The sequence below is a fragment of the Hallerella porci genome (genome assembly GCF_003148885.1).
In the GTDB taxonomy this organism is placed as follows: Bacteria; Fibrobacterota; Fibrobacteria; order Fibrobacterales; family Fibrobacteraceae; genus Hallerella; species Hallerella porci.
Window position 1 is genome coordinate 29505 of record NZ_QGHD01000017.1, and the last position, 21722, is coordinate 51226.

The 21722-nt window shown below is 44.5% G+C and carries 21 protein-coding genes and 3 tRNA genes; 16 read left to right on the forward strand and 8 right to left on the reverse strand.

Features of this window, described 5'->3' with window-relative positions:
• Positions 1-14 precede the first annotated feature (14 nt).
• From B0H50_RS08590 to B0H50_RS08610, 5 genes are all read left to right on the forward strand, one after another.
• Complete coding sequence (locus B0H50_RS08590) at positions 15-1397, forward strand: ABC transporter permease (RefSeq protein ID WP_106519314.1); 1383 nt, start codon at positions 15-17, stop codon at positions 1395-1397.
• A gap of 2 nt (positions 1398-1399) precedes the next feature.
• A complete protein-coding gene (locus tag B0H50_RS08595; RefSeq protein WP_106519313.1) occupies positions 1400-2245 on the forward strand; it encodes an ABC transporter permease in 846 nt (281 codons plus the stop codon).
• Positions 2246-2256: 11 nt separating this feature from the next.
• Positions 2257-3258: an ABC transporter ATP-binding protein gene (locus B0H50_RS08600; protein WP_106198329.1), complete on the forward strand. Its 1002-nt coding sequence runs from the start codon at positions 2257-2259 to the stop codon at positions 3256-3258.
• The gene (locus tag B0H50_RS08605; protein ID WP_233244665.1) at positions 3248-4057 is read left to right on the forward strand and encodes an ABC transporter ATP-binding protein; all 810 of its coding nucleotides are present in this window, start codon (positions 3248-3250) and stop codon (positions 4055-4057) included. The genes B0H50_RS08600 and B0H50_RS08605 overlap by 11 nt, the downstream gene beginning before the upstream one ends.
• Before the next feature lie 136 nt (positions 4058-4193).
• Positions 4194-8345, forward strand: a complete 4152-nt coding sequence (locus B0H50_RS08610) for a fibro-slime domain-containing protein (protein WP_109587564.1) — start codon at positions 4194-4196, stop codon at positions 8343-8345.
• Positions 8346-8395: 50 nt separating this feature from the next.
• On the opposite strand, the gene B0H50_RS08615 is transcribed toward B0H50_RS08610, so the two are convergent.
• Entirely contained in the window at positions 8396-10258 is a 1863-nt protein-coding gene (locus B0H50_RS08615; protein WP_109587565.1) for an ABC-F family ATP-binding cassette domain-containing protein, read from the reverse strand.
• A gap of 227 nt (positions 10259-10485) precedes the next feature.
• On the opposite strand from B0H50_RS08615, the gene B0H50_RS08620 reads away from it, so the two are divergent.
• Complete coding sequence (locus B0H50_RS08620) at positions 10486-10878, forward strand: hypothetical protein (RefSeq protein ID WP_109587566.1); 393 nt, start codon at positions 10486-10488, stop codon at positions 10876-10878.
• Between the two features lie 102 nt (positions 10879-10980).
• Here B0H50_RS08620 and B0H50_RS13805 read toward each other — a convergent pair whose 3' ends face one another.
• Positions 10981-11115: a hypothetical protein gene (locus B0H50_RS13805; RefSeq protein WP_269843933.1), complete on the reverse strand. Its 135-nt coding sequence runs from the start codon at positions 11113-11115 to the stop codon at positions 10981-10983.
• Positions 11116-11264: 149 nt separating this feature from the next.
• Here B0H50_RS13805 and B0H50_RS08625 point away from each other — a divergent pair, with 149 nt between their 5' ends.
• From B0H50_RS08625 to B0H50_RS08635, 3 genes are read left to right on the forward strand one after another with little or no spacing between them, the layout of a single operon-like run.
• A complete protein-coding gene (locus B0H50_RS08625) occupies positions 11265-11636 on the forward strand; it encodes a co-chaperone GroES (protein WP_106198334.1) in 372 nt (123 codons plus the stop codon).
• Positions 11637-12410: a hypothetical protein gene (locus B0H50_RS08630; RefSeq protein ID WP_106198335.1), complete on the forward strand. Its 774-nt coding sequence runs from the start codon at positions 11637-11639 to the stop codon at positions 12408-12410. It begins immediately after the preceding gene.
• A gap of 3 nt (positions 12411-12413) precedes the next feature.
• A complete protein-coding gene (locus B0H50_RS08635; RefSeq protein WP_106198336.1) occupies positions 12414-12755 on the forward strand; it encodes a DMT family protein in 342 nt (113 codons plus the stop codon).
• 3 nt (positions 12756-12758) lie between these two features.
• Here B0H50_RS08635 and B0H50_RS08640 read toward each other — a convergent pair whose 3' ends face one another.
• Complete coding sequence (locus B0H50_RS08640) at positions 12759-14258, reverse strand: hypothetical protein (RefSeq protein WP_106198337.1); 1500 nt, start codon at positions 14256-14258, stop codon at positions 12759-12761.
• 39 nt (positions 14259-14297) lie between these two features.
• Here B0H50_RS08640 and hemH point away from each other — a divergent pair, with 39 nt between their 5' ends.
• Both hemH and B0H50_RS08650 read left to right on the forward strand, forming a co-directional pair.
• A complete protein-coding gene (gene hemH, locus B0H50_RS08645; protein WP_106198338.1) occupies positions 14298-15281 on the forward strand; it encodes a ferrochelatase in 984 nt (327 codons plus the stop codon).
• Positions 15278-16387: a BamA/TamA family outer membrane protein gene (locus B0H50_RS08650; protein WP_109587567.1), complete on the forward strand. Its 1110-nt coding sequence runs from the start codon at positions 15278-15280 to the stop codon at positions 16385-16387. The genes hemH and B0H50_RS08650 overlap by 4 nt, the downstream gene beginning before the upstream one ends.
• Before the next feature lie 59 nt (positions 16388-16446).
• On the opposite strand, the gene B0H50_RS08655 is transcribed toward B0H50_RS08650, so the two are convergent.
• Genes B0H50_RS08655 through B0H50_RS08670 form a run of 4 tightly spaced genes read right to left on the reverse strand, consistent with a single transcriptional unit; the run spans position 16447 to position 20238 of the window.
• Complete coding sequence (locus B0H50_RS08655) at positions 16447-16839, reverse strand: NADH-quinone oxidoreductase subunit A (RefSeq protein WP_106198340.1); 393 nt, start codon at positions 16837-16839, stop codon at positions 16447-16449.
• A gap of 17 nt (positions 16840-16856) precedes the next feature.
• Positions 16857-18266, reverse strand: a complete 1410-nt coding sequence (locus B0H50_RS08660) for a hypothetical protein (RefSeq protein WP_109587568.1) — start codon at positions 18264-18266, stop codon at positions 16857-16859.
• A 20-nt stretch (positions 18267-18286) separates the two neighbouring features.
• The gene (locus tag B0H50_RS08665; RefSeq protein ID WP_233244667.1) at positions 18287-19396 is read right to left on the reverse strand and encodes a serine/threonine protein kinase; all 1110 of its coding nucleotides are present in this window, start codon (positions 19394-19396) and stop codon (positions 18287-18289) included.
• Positions 19397-19410: 14 nt separating this feature from the next.
• Positions 19411-20238: an LOG family protein gene (locus tag B0H50_RS08670; RefSeq protein ID WP_109587570.1), complete on the reverse strand. Its 828-nt coding sequence runs from the start codon at positions 20236-20238 to the stop codon at positions 19411-19413.
• Between the two features lie 120 nt (positions 20239-20358).
• Between B0H50_RS08670 and B0H50_RS08675 the strand changes: the two genes are divergently transcribed.
• Positions 20359-20571: a DUF6812 domain-containing protein gene (locus B0H50_RS08675; RefSeq protein ID WP_106198342.1), complete on the forward strand. Its 213-nt coding sequence runs from the start codon at positions 20359-20361 to the stop codon at positions 20569-20571.
• Positions 20572-20607: 36 nt separating this feature from the next.
• Here B0H50_RS08675 and B0H50_RS08680 read toward each other — a convergent pair whose 3' ends face one another.
• Positions 20608-21024: an acyl-CoA thioesterase gene (locus B0H50_RS08680; protein ID WP_109587569.1), complete on the reverse strand. Its 417-nt coding sequence runs from the start codon at positions 21022-21024 to the stop codon at positions 20608-20610.
• A gap of 299 nt (positions 21025-21323) precedes the next feature.
• Here B0H50_RS08680 and B0H50_RS08685 point away from each other — a divergent pair.
• The 4 genes from B0H50_RS08685 to B0H50_RS08700 all read left to right on the forward strand — a co-directional run.
• Positions 21324-21396: transfer RNA gene (locus B0H50_RS08685), tRNA-Thr, on the forward strand.
• A gap of 8 nt (positions 21397-21404) precedes the next feature.
• Positions 21405-21487 (forward strand) — tRNA-Tyr (locus B0H50_RS08690).
• A 42-nt stretch (positions 21488-21529) separates the two neighbouring features.
• Positions 21530-21601, forward strand: a tRNA-Thr gene (locus B0H50_RS08695).
• Between the two features lie 26 nt (positions 21602-21627).
• The coding region (locus B0H50_RS08700) for a GTP-binding protein (RefSeq protein WP_132095103.1) at positions 21628-21722 on the forward strand (95 nt) is incomplete at its 3' end.

Genomic DNA, 21722 nt, shown 5'->3' on the forward strand with positions numbered 1-21722 from the left:
TAAAAGGAATACAAATGCTTAAACAATATCCTATGCTTCGCTATGTCCTGCAGAAGGGGTTCTGGTATCTCCTGACCTTCTTCTTTGCGGTGGCTTTGAACTTCGCATTGCCTCGTGTGGGCGGTAGCGATCCGGTTGACATCATTATGGGTCAGGCCGGTAAGGGTCTTTCTCCGACTGAAGCTCAGAAGAAGAAAGCCGAACTCCTGGTTTCTTTCGGCATGGCCGAATTGGACGATCAGGGCAATCCTATTTACGAACCTGAATTGGATAGTGCTGGCAACGCCGTTACCCGTAAGGTTGCAAAACTTGACGAAAATGGTGCTCCGGTTGTAACGACTGTGAAGGTTGTGAACGAAGACGGAACTCCGAAGATGGTGGAACGTCAAAAGCTTGATGCAGAAGGTAAGCCTGTTTTTGAAGAAAAAACGGTCCTTGATGCGAAGGGCAAGCCGGTGATGGAAAAAGACCCGAAGACTAAAAAGAAGGTCGCCAAGGTTGAAAAAGTCGCCGTTATGGAACAGGTCCAGGCAGAACGTCAGGACACCGTCATGGTGGACGAAGTCGTTCTCAAGACCGAACCGAAGCGTGCTTCTGCAATCTCTCAGTTCTTCTCTTACATTGGTAATGTGTGCAAGGGTGACCTTGGCAAGTCTTATACGAACAATACCGAAGTGACGACCATTATTAAGAACGCCCTTCCGTGGACGCTTTTGATTCAGGCTCCGACCATTCTTTTGGGCTGGATCATCGGTAACCTTCTTGGCGCTTTTGCTGCTTACAAGCGTGGCATCTTTGATAAGGTGTTTTTCCCGGTTGCGATGTTCTTGAATGGTGTTCCGTACTTTGTGTTCGGTATGCTTCTCGTGGCTCTCTTCTCGATCACTCTTGGCTGGTTCCCGGCTGTGGGTAACATGAGCCCGGATATTTCTGAATTTACGTTCTCCTGGGCTTGTTTGAAGAGCGTCGGTTGGTACTATATCCTTCCGTTCTTCTCCTGCTTCCCGATTCTTCTTTCCGGTCAGGCAACAGGTATGCGTTCCATGTCCATTTATGAGCTCGGTACGGATTACATGAAGTATGCGAAGTGGCTTGGACTTCGTGAAGGACGCATTATCAGCTATGTGTTCCGCAATGCGATGCTCCCGCAGCTCACCGGTCTTGCTCAGTCTCTTGGTGCAATGGTTGGCGGCGCTCTCATTACTGAAATGATCTTCTCTTACCCGGGCCTCGGCATGGCTATGCTCGACGCCATTAATAAGCAGGATTACGCTACCATTCAGGGTTGCACCTTGATGATTTCTACCTGCGTTCTTGTTGCAAACTTCGCCGTTGACGTCTTGATCGCGATTTTCGATCCGCGCGTTAAGGCCGGTCTTCAGATGGGAGGTAAGTAATCATGGGAAAGCTTCTTAAAAACCTTCTCAAATCTCCAATGTTTGTCATCGGCATCTCGATCTTTGTTCTTACACTGTTGATCGCTGTCTTTGGACCGCTGTTCTACAATGTTGACACCCACGCTCGTGATATCATGGCTGGCCCTTATGCGGGTTCTAGCGCAGCTCACTTGCTCGGTACTGACCATCTTGGCCGCGACTATGTTTCGCTTTTGATCGAAGGCCTTGGCAACTCCCTTTATGTGGGTTTCCTTGCCGGTATCATTGCAACGACTCTCGGTGTTTTGATCGGTCTGTTTGGCGGTTTCCGCGGTGGATGGATTGACGAAATCTTGAACATGGGAACGAACCTCTTCATCGTTATCCCGCAGTTCGTGATTCTCGTGCTCATTAGCTCCGCCTTTAAGGAAGGCCGTTCATTGACTTTGATCGGCGTGGTGATCGGTCTTACCGCTTGGAGCTGGTCTGCTCGTGCCGTTCGTGCTCAGGCTTCGTCTCTCCGTAGCCGCGACCACATTGCGCTCGCTCGTATCAATGGCGCTAGCACTTTGACGATTGTGATTAAGCACGTGCTTCCGTATTTGCTTTCTTATGTGTTCATGGTGTTCATCATGCAGGTAGGTTCCGGAATTCTTTCCGAAGCTTCCATTTCGATGATTGGCCTTGGCCCTGTGGATACCACTTCGTTGGGTATCATTTTGAACCAGGCTAAGGATAACGGCGCTCTCGCTGACTCCATTTGGATTGCGTTCTTGCCGGCAACACTCGTCGTCACTTTGACCGTGTTCGCTCTGTATTTGATCAATACGTCGATGGAAGGCGTCTTCAACCCGCGTCTCCGCAAGTAAGAGGTTTCACTATGTCAGACAATGTTTTTGAAGTAGAACATCTCGGTCTCTATTACCTCGGACGCTTTGGCGACAAGACGCATGCGGTTACCGATGTTTCGTTCTCGATGAAGCAAGGCGAAATCCTTGGCATCGCTGGCGAATCGGGCTGCGGTAAGTCCACTCTCGTGAGCGGTCTTATGGGTATGTGCATTCCGCCGCTTTATCCGGAAAAAGGCGACGTTCGCGTTCGCAATGAAAACGGAGAAATGGAATCTTTAATGCATCGTTCGATTGAAGATATTCGTTCGAATGTTCTTGCGCAGAAAGTTTCGATGATTCCGCAGGGTGCGTTTAACGCATTGAACCCGGTTCGCAAAATCAAGGATATTGCAGCCGATGTGATTGCGGCTCACCAAAAACCGGGCAAAAGCTTGGATAAGAAAGAAATCTACGATCGTCTTTGCGAACGTTTTGATCTCTTCGGCATGGATACAACTCGCGTTTTGAATTCGTATCCGATTCAGCTTACAGCTGGGGAACGCCAACGTTCTGTGATCGGTATTTCGACTCTTCTCAACCCGCAGATGGTGATTGCAGACGAACCGACTTCGGCTTTGGATGTTTCAACGCAGAAAGACGTGATCAAGATGATTTTCGATCTTTTGGACAAAGGAATTTTCCAGACGATGATTTTCATTACCCATGAACTTCCGCTGCTTTATCATGTGGCCGATAACATCGCCATTATGTATGCGGGCGAAATCGTGGAAAAGGGAACGTCGGAACAAGTTGTGAAAGATCCGCGTCATCCTTATACGCAGGCTTTGATGGGCGCAATGCTCAGTACTGAAGCGAGTCAGCGTAATCGTCATCCGGTGGCGATTGAAGGTGCGCCTCCTAGCCTCAAGAATAAAATCGTCGGCTGCCGCTTTGCTCCGCGTTGCAAAATGGCGTGTGAAGATTGCAAGAAGAATACCCAGAATCTCCGTATTGTCGGCGATCGTGATGTGAGGTGCGATTATGCAAACTAAGCCTGTTGTTTTTTCGGCAAAGAATGTCAGCAAAACTTTTGGTGCAGGCAAAAACCTGAAAGTCGCTGTCGATAATGTCACCTTTGACATCTACGACGAAGAATTTATTTCGATCGTGGGCGGCTCGGGTTGCGGTAAGTCGGTCTTGGCAAAAATTATGCTCGGACTTTACAAGCCGACGTCGGGCGAATTTACTTATCGCGGACACGAAATTAAGAACCAAAAAGATCACTGGAACGAAGTGCAATTCGTTTTCCAAGATCCGTTTGGATGCTTTAACCAATTCTTCACCATTCGCAGTCAGTTGGAAGATGCTCTCAACATCCTCAAAGACAAGCCGAGTAAAGAAGAAATTCGGTGTCGTGTCGATGAAGGTTTAATGGCGGTGAACGTCACTCCGGCAGATATCGAAGGCAAGTATCCGTTCGAACTTTCGGGCGGTCAGATGCAGCGTATGCTTCTTGCTCGTATCTTTGCTCTTCGTCCGAAGGTGCTTATCGCAGACGAAGCGACTTCGATGGTGGACGCTTGCGTGCGCGCAAACATTCTTGATTATCTTCGCAAGTTGAAAGATCAGCTGAAGATGACCGTCGTTTTCGTGACTCACGATATCGGTCTTGCAAACTATGTGAGTGATCGCATTTTCATTATGCATGACGGAAAAATTGTGAACCAAGGAACTCCGGCAGAAGTGTTGGATAACACGACGGAACCGAACACGCTCAAACTTTTGGATGATATTCCCGAAGTCCACAAGACGGAATGGATTCCAAACAGTCATCGTGCGAAGAAAGGTTAATCTAAAATTAACGCAAAGAGTCTCGCTTCGGCGGGACTTTTTGTTTTAAAATCATCTTCTGCGTAAATTGATATTTTACAAACAAATTCATTCGATTAAATTATCTTTACAGGTGAGTGTTTGAAAAGGAGTGATTATGGGCTGGGATTGGCTTCATAAGGTTTTTTGCGTTTGTTGCTTGTGCTTTTTTGCGAGCGCACAGGCTGCGCTTACGATTCATATTCAGTCACCGTGGCGAAATGATGCGACGAAATCTTCATATAAGTTGCATATTTTAGGGAGCACCACTTCGTATAATCCGATTTACGAAGCGGGTTCCAATACGAAGATGAAATCCGAAGGAAATGGTTGGTTTTCTTATACGTGGGATAAAAATGTTTCGGATTTTCAAGATTGGCAAAATTTTGATGTAAAGCTTTGTCCCGATTCATCGGATAATAATTACAACAATAATCATTGCGAGGCGTGGACGGATTCTGCGGGAAAGGCTTTAGCTTTTAAGCCGGTTTCGCTTTTTGGTTCGGACAATGAACTTTGGCTCTATACAAATGCCGACGGTTCTTTTTCTAAGTCGTATATGGCGCCAGGTTCTAAAATTGTTTGGTTTAAAAGTCCGTGGGGAAACAAAGCACTTCCGCGGATGATTTTTGGCGCGGATTCGGTGATGATGCGCTTCGCGGTGGATGATTCTTCAAAATGCGGTTGGTTTTATGGCGCATTAACTCCGGCAATGCTAAAATCAAATGCGGTCAAGAGCGCTTACTTTGATAGGCTTTATGCGAATTATCTTGCGGTTCCGATGGAAGGAACTGTTGACCTTTCAAAGGCGCTCGCTTCGAACGATACGATTTATGTCGATGGAACGGTGGCGATTCCGACGGCTTCGGCTAAAATAGGAACTCTTGGCGTTTGCTTTGATTCGACGAAAACTTTGCATGTTTATCATCCGTGGCGTTCTAATACCAGTTACCGCGATAGCGCTTTATACATTTCAGTCGGGAATAATATTGTCAATAATCCGAAGGCGATGGATTCAACGGGCGAAGATAGATATTGGTGGCATTATGATTTCGAAACGACGATAACGAGCAAACAAGAATGGAATTCGGCGGGCGCAACGGTAGACTTTTATCGTCGCCAAAATGAATGGCCGCAAGTTTCTTATTTCTTGCATTCGACAAAGCCGACGATTTCTTCGTTCTTCCCCACAGGAGTTTACGAAACTTGGGTTTTCGCATCGACATCGATTGATGGACGCATTGATATGACCTTTGCTCCGCTTGAAAAGAAAACGGTGCGTTTAATGAGTCCGTGGGATGATATGACGCCATCGATGCTCGTCAATGGCGATACCGTGAAAATGGGTCCGTTCTCCAAAGATACTTGTGGCTGGTATCAAGCCGCTTACTATAAACATGTCGCCGAATGGAATGTGACATTTAAACAGACTTTTGGATTTGCAATTTATACGGCCTCGGGCACAAAAGATGGCGAAAGCATTTCGCTCGATTCGATATTTGCGCTTTCGGACACGGCTTGGGTAATGCCTTATCCGACTTCGAGCAGTAAACCGCAGTTACATACGACATTCCCAGGACGTTTGGGAATTTGTCCGACGATGCAAATTTCTGCGATGCTTGTGGACTGGGCGGGCGAATCACATCCCGATAGCATTGACGTGGACTTTGGTGGCATTTACGATGGCAACGCTTATACCGAAGTCACATTCTTAGATTCTGCTGGGAAGTTAACGACAAATCGCAAATGCGGTGGTCATGTGATGGGAATGGTAAAACCAATTCTTGGACCTTCGGGTCTTCCGGAACGCGTTGATTCGCAGGATTATCCATGGGGCAAATGTTCTGCGGCGCATGAAATTGAAAAATGGTTTGTGCCGGAAACATTAGCGGTCGATGCTGCGGGACGCAAATACACCAATGCGGCTTGCCGCGACATCGATTTGACTTTGGATGAAGAAGGATTCTGGCTTGCGGATATTACGGAAGCGGGAAATTGTAATGATCCGGTGAATCCGGGATTTTATCCGTTGGATGATTTTGAATATCTCGATTCGGCGAAGACGATTAAAAATCCGAAATTCGATTGGGCGGTTTCGGGCTGCATGCACAATTACAGTTTCTCAATGAAAATCTCGGCGCAGTTCCAATATGTGAAAGGGCAATACTTTGAATTCCGCGGCGACGATGATGTTTGGGTGTTTATTGATAATCGATTGGTCGTTGATATCGGCGGATGCCATAGCCCTGTGGAAGGCGCAGTGAATTTGGATACTCTCGGACTCATCGAAGGTGAAACTTATCCATTCCGCATTTTCTTCTCGGAACGAAATGCCACCGGTTCGAATTTTAAAATGCGAACATCCATCAATTTGGAAACGGAGAAGACTTATTATCCGGTTGAAATTCCGACGAAAGATGGGACGATTTCGTATGAAATTTGGCAAATGCTCGTCGATAAATCGCTGAGCTGTGATATTTCGAGCGTGGCAAAAGTCGATACAATTCCGGCGGCGTCACTTTTCATTTTGATGGGGCCAGGACTTTCTGAAGAAGGCGATACCCTTGGACCGGGAGTCAATTTCGGAGGCATTACCATTTCCGAAACGATGTCGGGCTTTATCATTGATACCGCAGCCGTTGTGCGCTCGCGGACTCTTGCACCGGGCTCTTACACTCTCTATTTCTATTTGGAATCGGACCTTTCGCAGTCTTCGAAAATCTATTTCACGGTTCCAGAATATCCGCTGCCGACGATCGTTTTCGCAGACACTCTGTGGAATGAAATGAATCCGGATACAGTGCGACTCGGACAATATGCGTTTATTCCGTATGCGGTAAACGTGATGGCGGTTTATATGGGAACGCCTTGCGATAGCGGCTGTGACGGCGTTCTCAAATTTTCATCAAAAGATTCGCTCGCTCTCGCCGATGCGTCGGGCGGACTTTTAGATTCTATCGAAGTGAAAAATGGACGGGCAACATTCTATGTGATGGGAACTGCTGCGGTTGAAAATGGCGCATTCTCGCTTTCGAGTCCCGCATACGATAACATTTTAACTTGGTCAAAAATCAATTTGGAAAAGCCGCCAGTTCCCATTCCGAATGGCGGTTGGATGCGAGACCGCGACGGTGATGGCGTCGCAGACAGTTTGGTGCTTTCTTATGGTGAAGCAATCGTGGACGATAACGCGCCGGATTCGGTGCAGTGGCAATTCGGCGATTCAACTTGGCACAAAGAAAATCGCAAAAGCGTAGAATCGCATCGCTATTTAGATTCGCTTCTCGTCTTTGAAAAAGATTCGCTGCTGAATTTCCTCTTTACGGGAAACACTTCGAATTCTATTTATGCGGGCAGTTACACGAGCATTTTCCACAAAACGGTGACCGATACATTAACCGGTGCAACGGATACATTGGAATTTAAAGTGTCGGGAAAAATTCACGATAAAATTGGTCCTGTGATTACGAATGCGATTGTAACTCCGCGCAGCGAAAGCGTGTATCAATTAGCGATTGTATTCAGCGAAGCAATTGATACGAATCAAGTTGCATTTGATTCGGTCTTCGAATTCAAAGCGTGGCGAAATGGTTCGGAATCATCGCATCAAATTTATCCGGTTTCTGGAAATCGCAAAACATCGCGTTATGAAGTTTTCTATTCCAATAAAAACGGTGTTCTCCCAACGGTCGGCGATAGCATTCGCATCGCTCCGGGAATTTTAAAAGACTTGTCACAGAATGCAGCGGCCGAAAATAATCGCTGGGTGCGCATTGTCGGCGAACAATATATTACGGTGGAATCGGCGACGGTCTTTAATGCGGACAATGAAAAGTTGATGGAATTTGAAGATTCTTCAACGGTCATTCCGTATAAAGTGGCGCTCGGACTTCCGTATGAAACAGCCGAAAAGAATATCGGACTTCCGGGATTTTTAATTCGCTTTGACTTGGGCGAACTCGCTGCAGCACAAGGCGCAAGCGCAGAAAGTTTATACGTCAAATACGAAGCGAATTTCTACACGAATCTCGGCGTGTACATGAATTCTTCAAGCGGAAAACTCAGTTGCACCGATGCGATTTTCAGCGGCGATTGCATTCAAAATTCGGGAAATATTTATCTCGCTTGGAATGTTCGTAGCAACAAAGGACGCATCGCGGGCACAGGCGCTTACATCGCAAAATTGAAAATTAAAATCGGCGTTCTCGGCGGCGATAGTCAAAAGAAAGAAGTCACCCGAAGCTGGGGAATTCGAAGAATTAAAAAGTAACAGAAAAAGCTCCGCGAATGCGGAGCTTTTTTGATGAAAATTTTTTGAAATTAAAGCGGATATTTTTTTTGCGCTTCTTCGAGTTCTGCAGAAGCAGATTCCCAAGCTTCAAAAGTTTCGTCGGTTTTCTTTTTGGCTTCTCCCAAATTTTTCGCAATTTGAGCGATGAGAGCTCCGTCATTTTTTTCGCTAGCAGCGACTAATTCTTCCTCCCACTTTTTGGCTTCGGTTTCAAATTTTTGAATTTCTTCTTCTAATTTTTTGATGCGCTTTTCAAGCGGGCGAATGACTTTGGCGCGCTCTTCCACATAAGCGGCGCGGGCGCGGCGGCTGTCTTTATCTTTTCCAATGGGAGCTGCGATTTCTGCTTTCTCGGATTTTTCATTTTTTTCAATCGCCACTTTGGAAACGGATTCGCTGCGTTCTTCAACCCAACCGACTTTGCTTAAAAATTCGGCGTAAGTTCCTTCGAACATAAAGCATTCTCCGCCATCGAAGACGATTAATTTGTTTGCAAAAACATGCAGCAATTCTTCATCGTGCGAAACGACAATCGCAGTTCCTTGATAATCTTCGAGAGCATCGATTAAACTTTCAATGCTTTCCATATCCAAGTGGTTTGTCGGTTCATCGAGAAGGAGTAAATTACACGGCGTCGCTAAAATTTTTCCGAGAAGAACACGGCTGCGTTCACCGCCCGAAAGCACTTTGATTTTTTTCATGGCGGCGTCACCGCTGAACATCATTAAGCCGGCGAGACTGCGCGCCTTTCCGCGTTCTGCGCTCGTAATCGACGATTGCAATTCTTCTTCGACGGTTTTATTCAAATCCAAACGGTTAATGTTTGTTTGCCCGAAATAATTGAGAAGCACATTTGGATTTAATGAAATAGAACCGCTAATCGGTTTGAGCTCATTTGCAATTAAATTTAAAAGCGTCGTTTTTCCGCGTCCGTTTGGACCGATAATCGCAACGCGATCGCCTTTAAAAATTTCTGCGGATAAATTTTGAATTAGGGTCGGACCGTTTTCAAAATGAAAACTCAAATCTTTGACTTGCATCATCCGCTTGCCCGGAAAATCCGCTTCGTTAAACGAAAATTCCAAGTTGCGTTCGTGCTCAAGACGCGTCACTTCGCCGAGGCGTTCAACCGCTTTAATTTTCGATTGCACCATCGCCGCTTTGCTTGCCTTAAAACGGAAACGATCGATAACGCGTTCCAACTGTTCGCGTTTATGCGCTTCATTTTCTTGCGTGCGCTGCGCCACTTCTTCTTCAATCGCAATCGTTTCTTTGAGCTTTGAAACGGGACCTTGAATTTTGCGCATTTTTTTATGGTAAATGCCCAATGTGTGCGTGCACACGCTGTCCATAAATTTACGGTCGTGAGTAATCAGTAAAACTTCGCCTTTCCAACCGCGCAAAAAACGGGCGAGCCAACGCGTCGAAACAATGTCCAAATAGTTCGTCGGTTCATCGAGCAAAAGCATATTCGGTTCGCTCGCCAAAACTTTCGCCAAGTTTAAACGAATCTGAAAACCGCCCGAAAGAAGCATCGGATCTTTTTGCATCGATTCGGCATCAAATCCTAAACCGAAAAGAATGGATTCAACTTGGTGCGTGTCCAGCCAACCGTCTTCGTTAATTTGTAAAACTGAGCAAGCTTCTTCGTGAACAGTTTTGTGCGTAAAATTGATGTGCTGCTTCAAATAGCCGAGAGTATAATTTTTCGGAATGTCAATTTTTCCGCCGTCGATATATTCTTCGCCGAGAATCATCTTAAACAGCGTCGATTTTCCGCAGCCATTTCTGCCGACAATGCCAATGCGTTCGCGCGGACCGACCAAAAAACTCGCGTCTTTAAAAAGGTCTTGCGTGCCAAAAGATTTCGTAATATTTTGAACTTGAATCACGCGGTAAAATTAGAAATAAAAAAGCTTTTTTAGCTATGCTTAGGGCGCTTTGCTAATAGAAGTATTTAAAAGTTCATTTTGCAAAATAGAGAATATTCATTTTTTGAAATTGTTGAAATTTGCGTGAGATTGAGCGGATTAAAAACAAGCAACGTAAAATCAATCATATAACATTTGACAAAAGTAACTTTTTTTTTACATAATAATAAAAATAAAGGAGCTACAAGATGAATACAAATGAAAATCCGTTTGATGAAGATTTAGAAGATGATGATCATGATTCGAAAAAAATATTTCTAGTGATTTTCTTGGTAATCATTGGTATAATCATTGTATATTTTTCAAATATCTCAGATTCAAATGCTACTTCAAAATCGGAAACTGCTTCAGCAGAAACACGGTGCAAAGATGAAGTAGGAAGACCTAAAGCCTCAGCATGTCGCAAAGCGTTGAGATCAAAAGGCTTTAATGTTGATAAGTATGTCAAATGGAGCGGAGCGGATAATGGTACAAATGCTGCGGTTTGCACGGCTACAGATGCTGATGGAGTACTGTATGCATTTAATGTCGTCTTTGATGAAAAATGTAACGGCGTTTCCGTAGAACTTGCAAATTATTGATAGATTAAAAATAAAAATGAGTCTGGTGTAAACAGACTCATTTAAAAAATGAACCCCGGTGAAAATCACCAGGGTTGCGGTTAGTGTGAATTGGGAGTGCGATTATTTTTCGTCCATCCACCAAGAGCCGGCGTCTTCGTCTTCTCGGGTAAAAGTTGTCGAGAAATCTCGATCCCATGTGTATTCTTCTGTATCGAGCGCACGCTCTGCCCAGAAGTTTGTTCTTTTATCGTTCATTGTTATCTCCTTGCTGAGGTTGTCTTCCCAGCGATTTTGTCTATTATCTGAAGTAGACGCCTATATTATACATAAAATTTTCGAAAAAGCAAAGTGGCTTGTGTAAAATTGACGTGAAATCGGCATAAACAATTCTAATTTTACAGTATATGGATAAGAATGCAGAAAAAATTGTGATGATCGGCGATAGAATTTTGCTCAAACCGTTAGAAGCTGCGTCCAAAACGGGCAGCGGTTTGTATTTGCCGCCAGGCGTCCGCGAAAAAGATGCGGTGCACACGGGAATCGTGGTAAAGGTCGGTCCCGGTTATCCGATTCCATCGACAGAACCCGATGCGTTTTTGAAAGAAGCCGAAAGCCCGATAAATTATGTTCCTCTGCAAGTGGAAGAAGGCGACCAAGCGCTCTATTTGCACGGCAATGCTTTTGAAATTGAAATCAACGGAGAACGTTACGAAGTCGTCGGACAAAATGCGATTCTTTTGGTCATCCGCGATGATCTTTCGGAACTCGGAGTTTAAATGACGCATTCGGTAAAGCTCCCGATTTTTCTTGCGGTCATCGCCGCATTGGTGATGCCTCTAGGAACATTTGCTTACCTCGGATTTTATGCGGTGCATTCTCTTGGAATGTTGTCGATTTTTTCGTCGTCGTTTACGCTGCTATCGCTTTGGCTTCCCTTTTTACTTTTGATTTCTCTTTGGGGAAACGCCGCCATTTTCCGTTGGCTTTGGAAATCTTTTCCCGAGGAATCTTCGGAAAAATTAACGCTGCAGCGCATTTGGATGATTTTTATTTTCGCAACAGGAATTCTTTCTTTGCTAACGCCGCTCTATTCTATTTTCTCCGACAGTGCTGCGTTGCATGTCGCTTGGTCGGTGATTTTCTGTTTCGAAACAGTTGCTGCGATTTACTTCGGACTTTGCCTTTTGCGCATTGCTCATGGAATCCGCCATCGATTTTTATTTGCTCTTGGCATTTTAATTTCGCTTTCTTTTGTTTCGGATTATTCGGGTTTAAAAATGTTGCAGCCGATTGTGAATGAAAATTTATCGGCGTTTGAATCCGCGGATTCGACAGATATCATTTCATCGCTTTCGGGATTATCGCCTTCGGAATTTGAAACTTTGGACGATGAATCCATTGCAGATGTGCAAGAAATTTTCTTCTCGGTTTTTGCAATCGCTGCGGCGCTTGTCGCTAGTTTAATCGCATTTCACGCTGCGATTTCTTTTTCATTTTTTATTCTGTTTGCGGTTTATGTTAAACATCACTCGCCCATTAAAATTTCGTAGCTTATGTTAAAAGTCGCAATTATTACCGCGTTAATGCTCGTCTGTTCAAATCTCTTTATGACTTTTGCGTGGTATGGGCATTTGAAATTTTTGGGCGCGCGCCCATGGATTGTGGCGGCGGTTGCGAGTTGGGGAATTGCGCTTTTTGAATATCTCATTCAAGTGCCCGCAAATCGTTACGGTTACACAGCGCTCAATGTGGTGCAATTAAAAGTGATTCAAGAAGTCGTCGCTTTAACGGTCTTTGCGCCATTTGCAGTTTTTATGATGCATCAACCGCTGAAGCTCGATTATTTGTGGTCTGCGCTTTGCTTAATCGGCGCAGTTTATTTCGCTTTCCGTTAACGATTACGCCATTCCCGAACTAGCTTGTAAAATTGCCGCTTCGTATTGTTGCAATTCCTTGCTAAATTCGCCGAGAGCTTTGTAACGCTTGAGAATTAAATTCATAAAATCTTTGTAGGCGTTCATCGAAATAAACGGGTCATTTTGAAATTCGGAATATTTCTGATAAAGTGCTTTGAGATTTTTAATGCATTGCAAAGTCTGCGTGATGGTTTTAAAAAGTTCATCGTGCGCTTGCTTTAATCCCGCTTGATTTTGCGCGATAATTTCGGGATCATTTGTCTGCAAAATTTCGGTCGGGAGTTTCGCATAATCTTCGTAAACTGTATTCGCATTGACCGTTTGATTATTTGCCATTAAACTCGATGCGCGCATGCCGTTGCGCTTTGCCTTGGAGTCGATGGAAATTTTACAAATATCGCCGCCCATATAATTGCACTTCGCACGCGGTTCTTCTTTGTGCATCGCATTCAACGGATAAAAATCTTCGTGTGTGCCGATGCGTGAAACGGGAGCGAAAAGTGTAATCGGTTCATTGAAAACGGTGATGGTATAACTGATAAATTCTTCGCCGTCAAAGGAAACGGTTTTGTAGCGGTTCCCGTTGGAGTTTCGGAAATGTTCCGCTTGATTTAACAAATATTGCGTGGACTTTTTGAGCTCTTCGGGATCGGGCGAATAATCGTTCAAGAACGCATGCATGCCATCGCTAAAACCTTTGCGAATCGCTTCGTTCGAAATGCGCTTTCCCCAAAGGTCTTCGGCGAGGAAGAGAAAATCGGTAATGCTCGTTTCTTTGCGTTCGGCGAAAAAGGCTTGCATCCGAGCCATCTTTGCAAGTCCGCGCCACCGTTCTGCAGAAATATAAACGTTGCTTTTTTCGCATTCGGCAGCAATCGCTTTCAAAAGGGTTAAACTATCGTGCGAGATGATAATTTTTTCAATCGCTTTTTCCCAAACTTGCATTTCGTTTTGTGAAATTTTCAGATGATCCGAAACGGTAAATTGTTGCGGGTCACCAGCATCCGAAAGAAGTTTTTCGAGCGCATTCGGCGAAACGGAATCGGGAAGAGTCAAAACCAAATGAATGCTATCCGCCAATTTTGCTTCGGAGAGAGAAGCATCGGGGCGTCCGCGTCCCAAAAGAATTAAACGGCTGGCGAGATGCTCGCTTAAAATTGCTGTAATCGCACTTGTCATCGGCGGAAAGCCGCTATCAAAGCTGGAAAAAACGGCGACATCGATAGGATCTTTCGGCAGCGTAAAATTGCGCACGCCAAAAGTTTGCACTTGCAAACCAGAAAATCCTGCGAGAAGGTGATGCAGCACAGCTTGCTTTCCCGAGCCCGCGCGACCATATAAATAAGTCGGCAGCCCAGTTAAAAAAGCGAGAAACGCTAAGCGTAAAATACTTTCACGTTCAATCAAACCGCGGTCAAGTTCCGCGAGTAATTTTTGCATTCTTTCGGCGAGAGTCATCGGGAATCCTTTTTTTTCGTCCAAGCCCTACTCAAAATATAACCGATTTTCTAAAATGATTGCATGATGGATGCAATTCTTTTTGTGCAATTAGGCTCTCCCGCCGACGAAACTCCTGCAAGTGTGGAAAAATATTTGCTCGAATTTTTAGGCGATCCGCACACATTAGGAAATCCACCGTTTTTTTGGAATTGGCTATTGCGTCATATCATCGCTCCGAAACGCGCTCCGAAAAGCGCGCTCAAGTATGCAGAAATGGTCAAATGCGCGGGCTTAGGGAAAATGCCTCTCGTCTATTACACAGAAAAATTTTCTGCAGAAGTCGGGAAAATTTTAGCGGAAAAATATCCGCAAATTATGGTGCGTCACGCTTTTGAATTTGGCACAACGCCGACGATTTCCGATGCCTTAAAAGAATTTGCCATTGCCAAGAAAACGCAGATTTACGTCGTTCCGCTTTTTCCGCAGAGATCGCTCGTGACGACGGTTGCTGTCCGCGATTTAGTTTCGCAAGCTGCAAAAAATTTCCCGCAACTTTCCCTGCAATTTATCGAAGGATTTTCGCAAAATTTAATTTGGCAAAATGCAATTTTGCAAAGTGTTTTTGCCAATTGGAATCAAAAATCTGCCATCGTATTTTCGTTTCACGGAACGCCGAGCGCATGGGCGAAAAATGGCGATCCTTACAGTCGCGATTGCGCCGACGCCTTTGAATATTTTCAAAAAAAAATTATCGAAAAATTTCCGCACGCAGAAATTTTCTGTTCGTATCAAAGTCGATTCGGACACGGGAAATGGCTCGGGCCATTTACGTCTTCGGTTCTCCAAGAATTAGCGCAAAAACGCAAATCGGTTCTGCTCGTTTGTCCGTCTTTTACCGCGGACAATTTGGAAACTCTTTACGAAGTTGATGTTGAATTGCGAAATGAATTTATTCGTGCGGGCGGAAGTGAATTTTTCCGCGTTCCGTGCTTGAACGATAACGCAGACTGGGCTTCGCATTTTGCAAACGAAATCATTCGCATTGGCGAGGAAAATTTGCCATGAAAATTTCCCTCGGAATTTTTGCGTTTTCATTTTCCATTTCCTTTGCCACAGAAATCGCAGAATTGAAAACTTCGGAAAATTTGCCGACTGAGCCCGCGGACTCTGTACATTTTCAGCGATTTGCAGCGCTTCCCGTTTTAGGCTACGCCGAAGAAACAAAACTGAAATACGGCGCAATGCTTCTCTTTTTTACCAAGCCGAATGCGCCCGGAGAAAATGCGACATCGTTTGATTTCGCGGTGATGGGAACGACGAAAGGACAACTCGAAGTTGATGTTTCGCCGGATTTGTATTTGCTAAATGGTTTAATTCATTCCGACATTTCCTTTGTGTATTGGAATTGGCGTGCGAAATATTACGGCGTAGGCAATTCTCCCGACGATGATATTTACATGCGTTACGATATGGATTTGTTTAAGCTCAGCGTTCCTGTGGATGTTTCCATTTTCCCGACGCGGCTTGCGAATGCACTCCGAATGGGTCCGTATTTTTATTTTGAAAAAAATACCGCGTCCTTTTCTCACGGCGACGTTTCTTCTCCCGAAAGAACGGGTGGCATTCGCTCGGGAATCGGTTATCAGTTAACTCTAGATTTACGCGATAATGTCAACTGGCCTATCAACGGAATTTTTGGACAAATTCGCCAAGTCTTTTATTCCAAAGCATTCGGCGGCGATTATAATTTTTTCATGCAGTCATTTGATTTGCGGACTTATTCGTATCTCTTCTGGGGAACGTCTGTTGCACTCGGCGCAATTTACGAAGTTGAAAAAGGCGACGCTCCTTTTGATATGCTCCCGACTTTAGATGGCATTAAACGTTTCCGTGGCGTAGAACGCGGAAAATTTCTCGACAAACAATCGATTTCTACACAAGTTGAATTTCGCAAACATCTTTTTTGGCGGCTTGCAGGCACTATCTTTTTCGAAGCGGGAAAAGTCGGTCCTTACTTTTCAGAACTTGCCCGCAATCGCTGGCATTACGCGCCGGGCTTTGGCGGAAGACTTCTTCTCAATAAAGCGGAGAAGACTTATGTCCGCGGCGATCTTTCTCTCGTCGACGGAAAAAATTTGGGCATGACCATTTATATCCGCGAAGCATTTTAGAACGATTTAAAATAAAAAGAGCCTCGAAAAATTGAGGCTTCAAAAATCTTCGGAAAAATTTAATCCGACAATTTATTCCAATCCAAGATGCCTTTCTTGTAAAGGTAAAGGTAACCGCTTTCCAAAATCACGAGGAAGCCGAGCAGCACAAAGAGAAGGCTCCACGGACTCGAAAGGAAGACGACTGCTAACGGGTAAAGGAATGCGACTTCAATGTCAAAGACGAGGAAGAGCATCGCAACCATGTAATATTTAATCGGATAACGCTCGTTCGCAGTTCCCGCTACATGAGCCAAACCGCATTCGTAAGCCGTGCTTTTAATCAGCACTTTTTTGATTTTTCCCGGATGTAAAAACCAGTTTGCCAAAAGCAAAGCCAAAGGAACGACAACCGCCAGAATGAGGAGAATTGTCATCGCAAAAGTCGTATCAAAAATTTGAACGTTACTCATAGTGCTCTCTAAAATAGTTATTTCCCGAGAAGTTTGTGCACTTCATTTGCCAAAATATCGGTGGAATCGAGTTGCAAAACTTCTTCCAATTCGGATTTGGCTTTTTCTTCGTCCAAGTGCATCCGGAGTCGCAGATCGCCCGCATAAAAAAGCCCGCGTCGCCGAATTTTCGGATCTTTTTCGACAGAAACGCCTTTTTCAAATAAATTGACCGCGATTTGCGAAAGTCCTTTTTTCTCGGCTTCGCTTCCCCAAGCCATCCATTGAATTCCCGGAATCGTAAAGAAGAAATGCGGATAAAGCATCGCGTCGGCGACTTTTTCAATCGTCTCGGCATCGAGAGGATTTTCGCGGAAAAGTTGACCGAATTTTTGCGCAAAAATTTGACTAGCGTGATCGTATTCCGCTTTGTTCGCCAAATCGATTGCGTCTTTTAATTCATTGCGGAGCACTTTCCGCGGATCTACTTTGACAACGGATTCTTCAGCCTTCGAATTTTTCTTGTTCGATTTTTTATGCAAGTCGATAATCTTTGGCACTTTCTTTCCGAGAAGCGCGCCGAGCGCAAAGAAAGGAATTTCTAAAATCGAAACCCAGCCGTAAAGATCGGGATTCGCATTCCAGTTGACGAAAACGTCTAAGGCGAGAATGAAAATGGCGATAAACGAAGCCGCTTTTGGCACTTCGCGTTTCGGACCGAACGCAGCCATTCCAAGCAAAAGCGCAATCGAAAGGCTCATGCCGGTGAACGGCGTTTCTGCATAACGCACAAAGTAAGTGAGCGAAAGAGTTCCCGCAAAAATAAATCCCGAAAAGAAAATTCCTACGACGAAAAAGAGAAGAGTTTGAGCATAGCCCCAACGCTTTTCGAGCATTTTCATCGCAAATAAAAATGCCAAAGCAAAAAGAAGAAACGAGGCAACGCCTGGGAATAAAAACCAACTTGTAAAAAGCGCAGCAACGCTTGATGTCTCGGGAATATAAACCAACTGATAAAAGGCGATGTCTTTGGTGTAGCCGTGAATGTAACGCTTCAATTCTTTTTGGTAGAGATTTTCGTCCGGAGCAATTTCATTTGCTGCGTAGGATTTTTTGCCCGCGCGTTCCCACCATTCGCGAAATTCTTCTTTCATTTGCGCAATGCGTTTTTCTGGAATTAACGTCGGATTATTCGCCTCAAATTTTTTCATATAATCGGCGAGCTCTTCTTGGTAAATTTTCTCGGTCGGTTCTACGCCGACTTTGCGGAAATTTTCTGCGCCTTCGGTTTCCCAAAATTGGTTAAACGCTTTTTCGGCTTTTTCATGACGGCTGTTTTCTGCCATCACCGGACCATATTGAATTTTCAAATTCAATGCGCCAAGCGCGAGCACCAAAAGAATGCAAAGCGCAAAGGGCGATTTGCAAAAAGCAAAAATGCGATTCATGAAAACCTCGAAGGTGAAAATTATTGTCTTTTTTCGCCGCGATATTCCCGCAGCTGATTCCATAAAAAGTCTGTATTCACATCGCGGTAGCCGAGTGCGTTTACTCGTTCGCGAAGTTTATGCGCAATGTTGAACAAATTTTCGCTTTTTTGCATTCGTTCAATGCTATCAAAAGTCGTCAGTTGATCGATCCAATCGTGGATTTCGGGAAAGCGTTTATCTTCAAAAACATTTTCGCGTCCCGTCCGCACATATTCTAAGTAGCGTTCTGTAATGCGGAAATTATCTTCGGCAAAAATTTCGCCCGCTTTGGGGAGAAGACTTTTGCCGGTCAAATATTCGTGCATAATCACGCCAAAGCTAAAATAGTCCACCGAGTACGAAAGATTTTCTCCCATTACCGCTTGTTCGGGAGCGCTATAAACCGGAGTCATTTGTCCGCCGTATTCCGTAATGCTTTCGCGGAGTTTTGCTTGGGCATAACCAAAATCGCAAATCAAAATTTTGTGATTATTGATGTGCGTCGGATCTTGGCAAAGCAAAAGATTTTTCGGTTTTAAATCTTTGTGGACGATTTGATAATAATGTAACTGGCTAATGGTGTTTGCCAAATAAGCGATTTGTGCGATGCGACTAATGCGTTCGCCCGTTGTCAAATCCGTGTGAAACATTTTATCGAGCGAGCAGCCTTTAATCAGTTCCATCTTTAAATAGGGAAGTCTGCCGGCAACGCCTCCGCCTAAACTTTGCACCACACCTTCGATATTTGTAGCCCGAATCAAATTGTTAATGCGAATTTCATCTTCGAAAGAACTGATAATCATGTTCAAACGATGCAATCGATTCGGACCTGGAGAAACAAAGTATTTGCAGAATTTGACAACGATATGCCGTTCTCCATGACGACTTGAATCGCCGGGACGTTCAATCCAATAATTCGCGCGGAAAAGGTCATTGGTTCCGTCTTGAGTCAAACGGTCTTGCAGTTGAATGCGTTCTACCGCTCCGCTGTGTAAATATACCGGATTATGATCCAGCCACCATTGATAATCGTCCATCGTGTAATGCGCTCGAACGGCGAGATTCCGCGACAGACGATCAAATAATTCTGCAAAACGATTCTTAATCACAAAAAGTAATTTAGCTATTTCAGCATTCCGAAACTGTGAACTCCCGTTGCCGACGGTGTTTTGGAATACTTTTCCAAAGTCTGAGTGACATAAGCGTAAGCGTCGCCGATGTCGCTTGTCATGTGGAAAATTTTCAAATCGTCAGCGTTGATCATTCCGGTTTCCACCAGATAATCCCAGTTCACCAAATTCTTCCAATATTCTTCGCCAAAAAGAACAATGGGAATTTGCTCGTGCAATTTGTGCGTTTGAATCAAAGTTAACGCTTCAAATAATTCATCGAGAGTTCCAAATCCGCCGGGGAACGCAATCAATGCGCGCGCCTTAAAGAGGAACCAGAACTTGCGAATAAAGAAGTAACGGAACTGCAAATTCAAATTTGAATCGATATAAGGATTCGGGTGCTGTTCAAAAGGCAATTTAATATTAAAGCCAATCGATTGCATCTTAGCTTCGTGAGCGCCGCGGTTTCCGGCTTCCATAATGCCAGGACCTCCGCCGGTGCAAAGCGCATAATGCCAATCTTTATGCTTTTTGCTCCAATTTCCAAAAAGCTTTGCCAAATCTCTAGCCGCATCGTAGGATTCTGCGACTTTCGCTAAATGATTTAACCGCTTAATTTCTTTCGGATCTTTTGCCTCTTTGAGTTTTTTCTTCACATCGCGAGTGCCAAGAGTTCGCGCAGAACCGAACATCACGATGGTATTTTTAATGCCCGCTTCATCGAGTACAACACCGGGGGCACGAAATTCCGAGAGAATTCTTACTTGACGCCCAGCATCGCTTTCGAGAAACTGCTGATTTTGGTAAGCTAAAACGGGTTCTTGTTTTTTGGAAGCCATAAGAAACTCCTTGTTAGTATTCAAAATCAAAATACACCAAAAAACGCCCCGCGGCGCAGAAATTTCATCCAATTCGGAATTTTATCCCATTTATTTTGTGCGAAAGTTTATATTTAAGCTATGCTAGTAAAAATTTGGACTGATTCATTTATCATTACGGGCGAAATCGATACAATGCGCGACGAACGCTTAACCGATTATGTCCGCGAAAATAAAGAGTTTATCGCAGTCACGCAAGTGAATGTCACCGACCGCGCGGGCAAAGATCTTTTCCGCACGCATTTTTTAAATGTGAGCACAAGTCACATCGAAATTATTTTACCCGCAGAATAATTTTTTTATTCGGCTTATCGCCACCGCAGCGGAAAGCTATTCGGGGAAGAATGTCTTTAAAACCGGTTCGGGAGCGCTCCGGCAAGGGCGATTATTCATCGTAAAAATGTGCATCGTTTTTCCGGTTGTGCGCAATTCGCCGCCGACAGTAACTTTATAAGTAAAACAAAAACGCAGCCGATCCACTTGGCTTAATTGCAAATGCACATCGACAATTTCGCCATAGCGGCAAGGCTTAATAAATTGCGTTTCGATGGAGAGCAGCGGACTATGATAACCTTCCGCTTCAAATTGCGAAAACGGAATGCCGTTTGCTCGGAAAATTTCGGTGCGCGCTTGCTCAAACCAAATCGCATAAACAGAATGATGCACGATTCCCATCGCATCGGTTTCGGCGTAACGCACTTCGATATGGGCTGTATATTCTACGGGGCTAATTTTGATCGGTTCCATAGTGATAAAATAAAAAGTTTAACGAAAAAGAAAAAGGTCAATTCGAAACGAAGAATTCATCAAAATGAATTTGCATAGAAAGAAATGATTCAAAGGAAATGAATAGAAAGAGTGGGGGCGAATGCTGAAAATTTCTTGCGTAAAATGAAATTTCCTATTGTTCTCCATTTATTTACAAGTTATTCACATTTTTTATGGAAAAATTTTCAGTGAAAGCGAAAAAAAATCATTTTTTCTCAAAATTTCAGAGCATTGTCCTTGACAATTCCGAAAAATTCATCTAGATTTGGCGTACTCGTGCCAAAGTAGCTCAGCTGGTAGAGCAGCTGATTTGTAATCAGCCGGTCGTAGGTTCGATTCCTATCTTTGGCTTGATAAATGGGTCGTTGCCCGAGTGGTTAAAGGGGACGGACTGTAAATCCGTTGACTTACGTCTACCGTGGTTCGAAACCACGACGGCCCACGTTTCTAATCTCCCCCGTCGCGGATGCGGCGGGGGAGTAATGCCCAGGTAGCTCAGTGGTAGAGCACTTCCTTGGTAAGGAAGAGGTCTCGAGTTCAAATCCCGATCTGGGCTCTTAAACAATTCGGAGGCTATTTTTTATGGCAAAAGAGAAGTTTGAAAGAACCAAGCCGCACTGCAACATCGGTACGATTGGTCACGTTGACCATGGTAAAACGACCTTGACAGCTGCAAT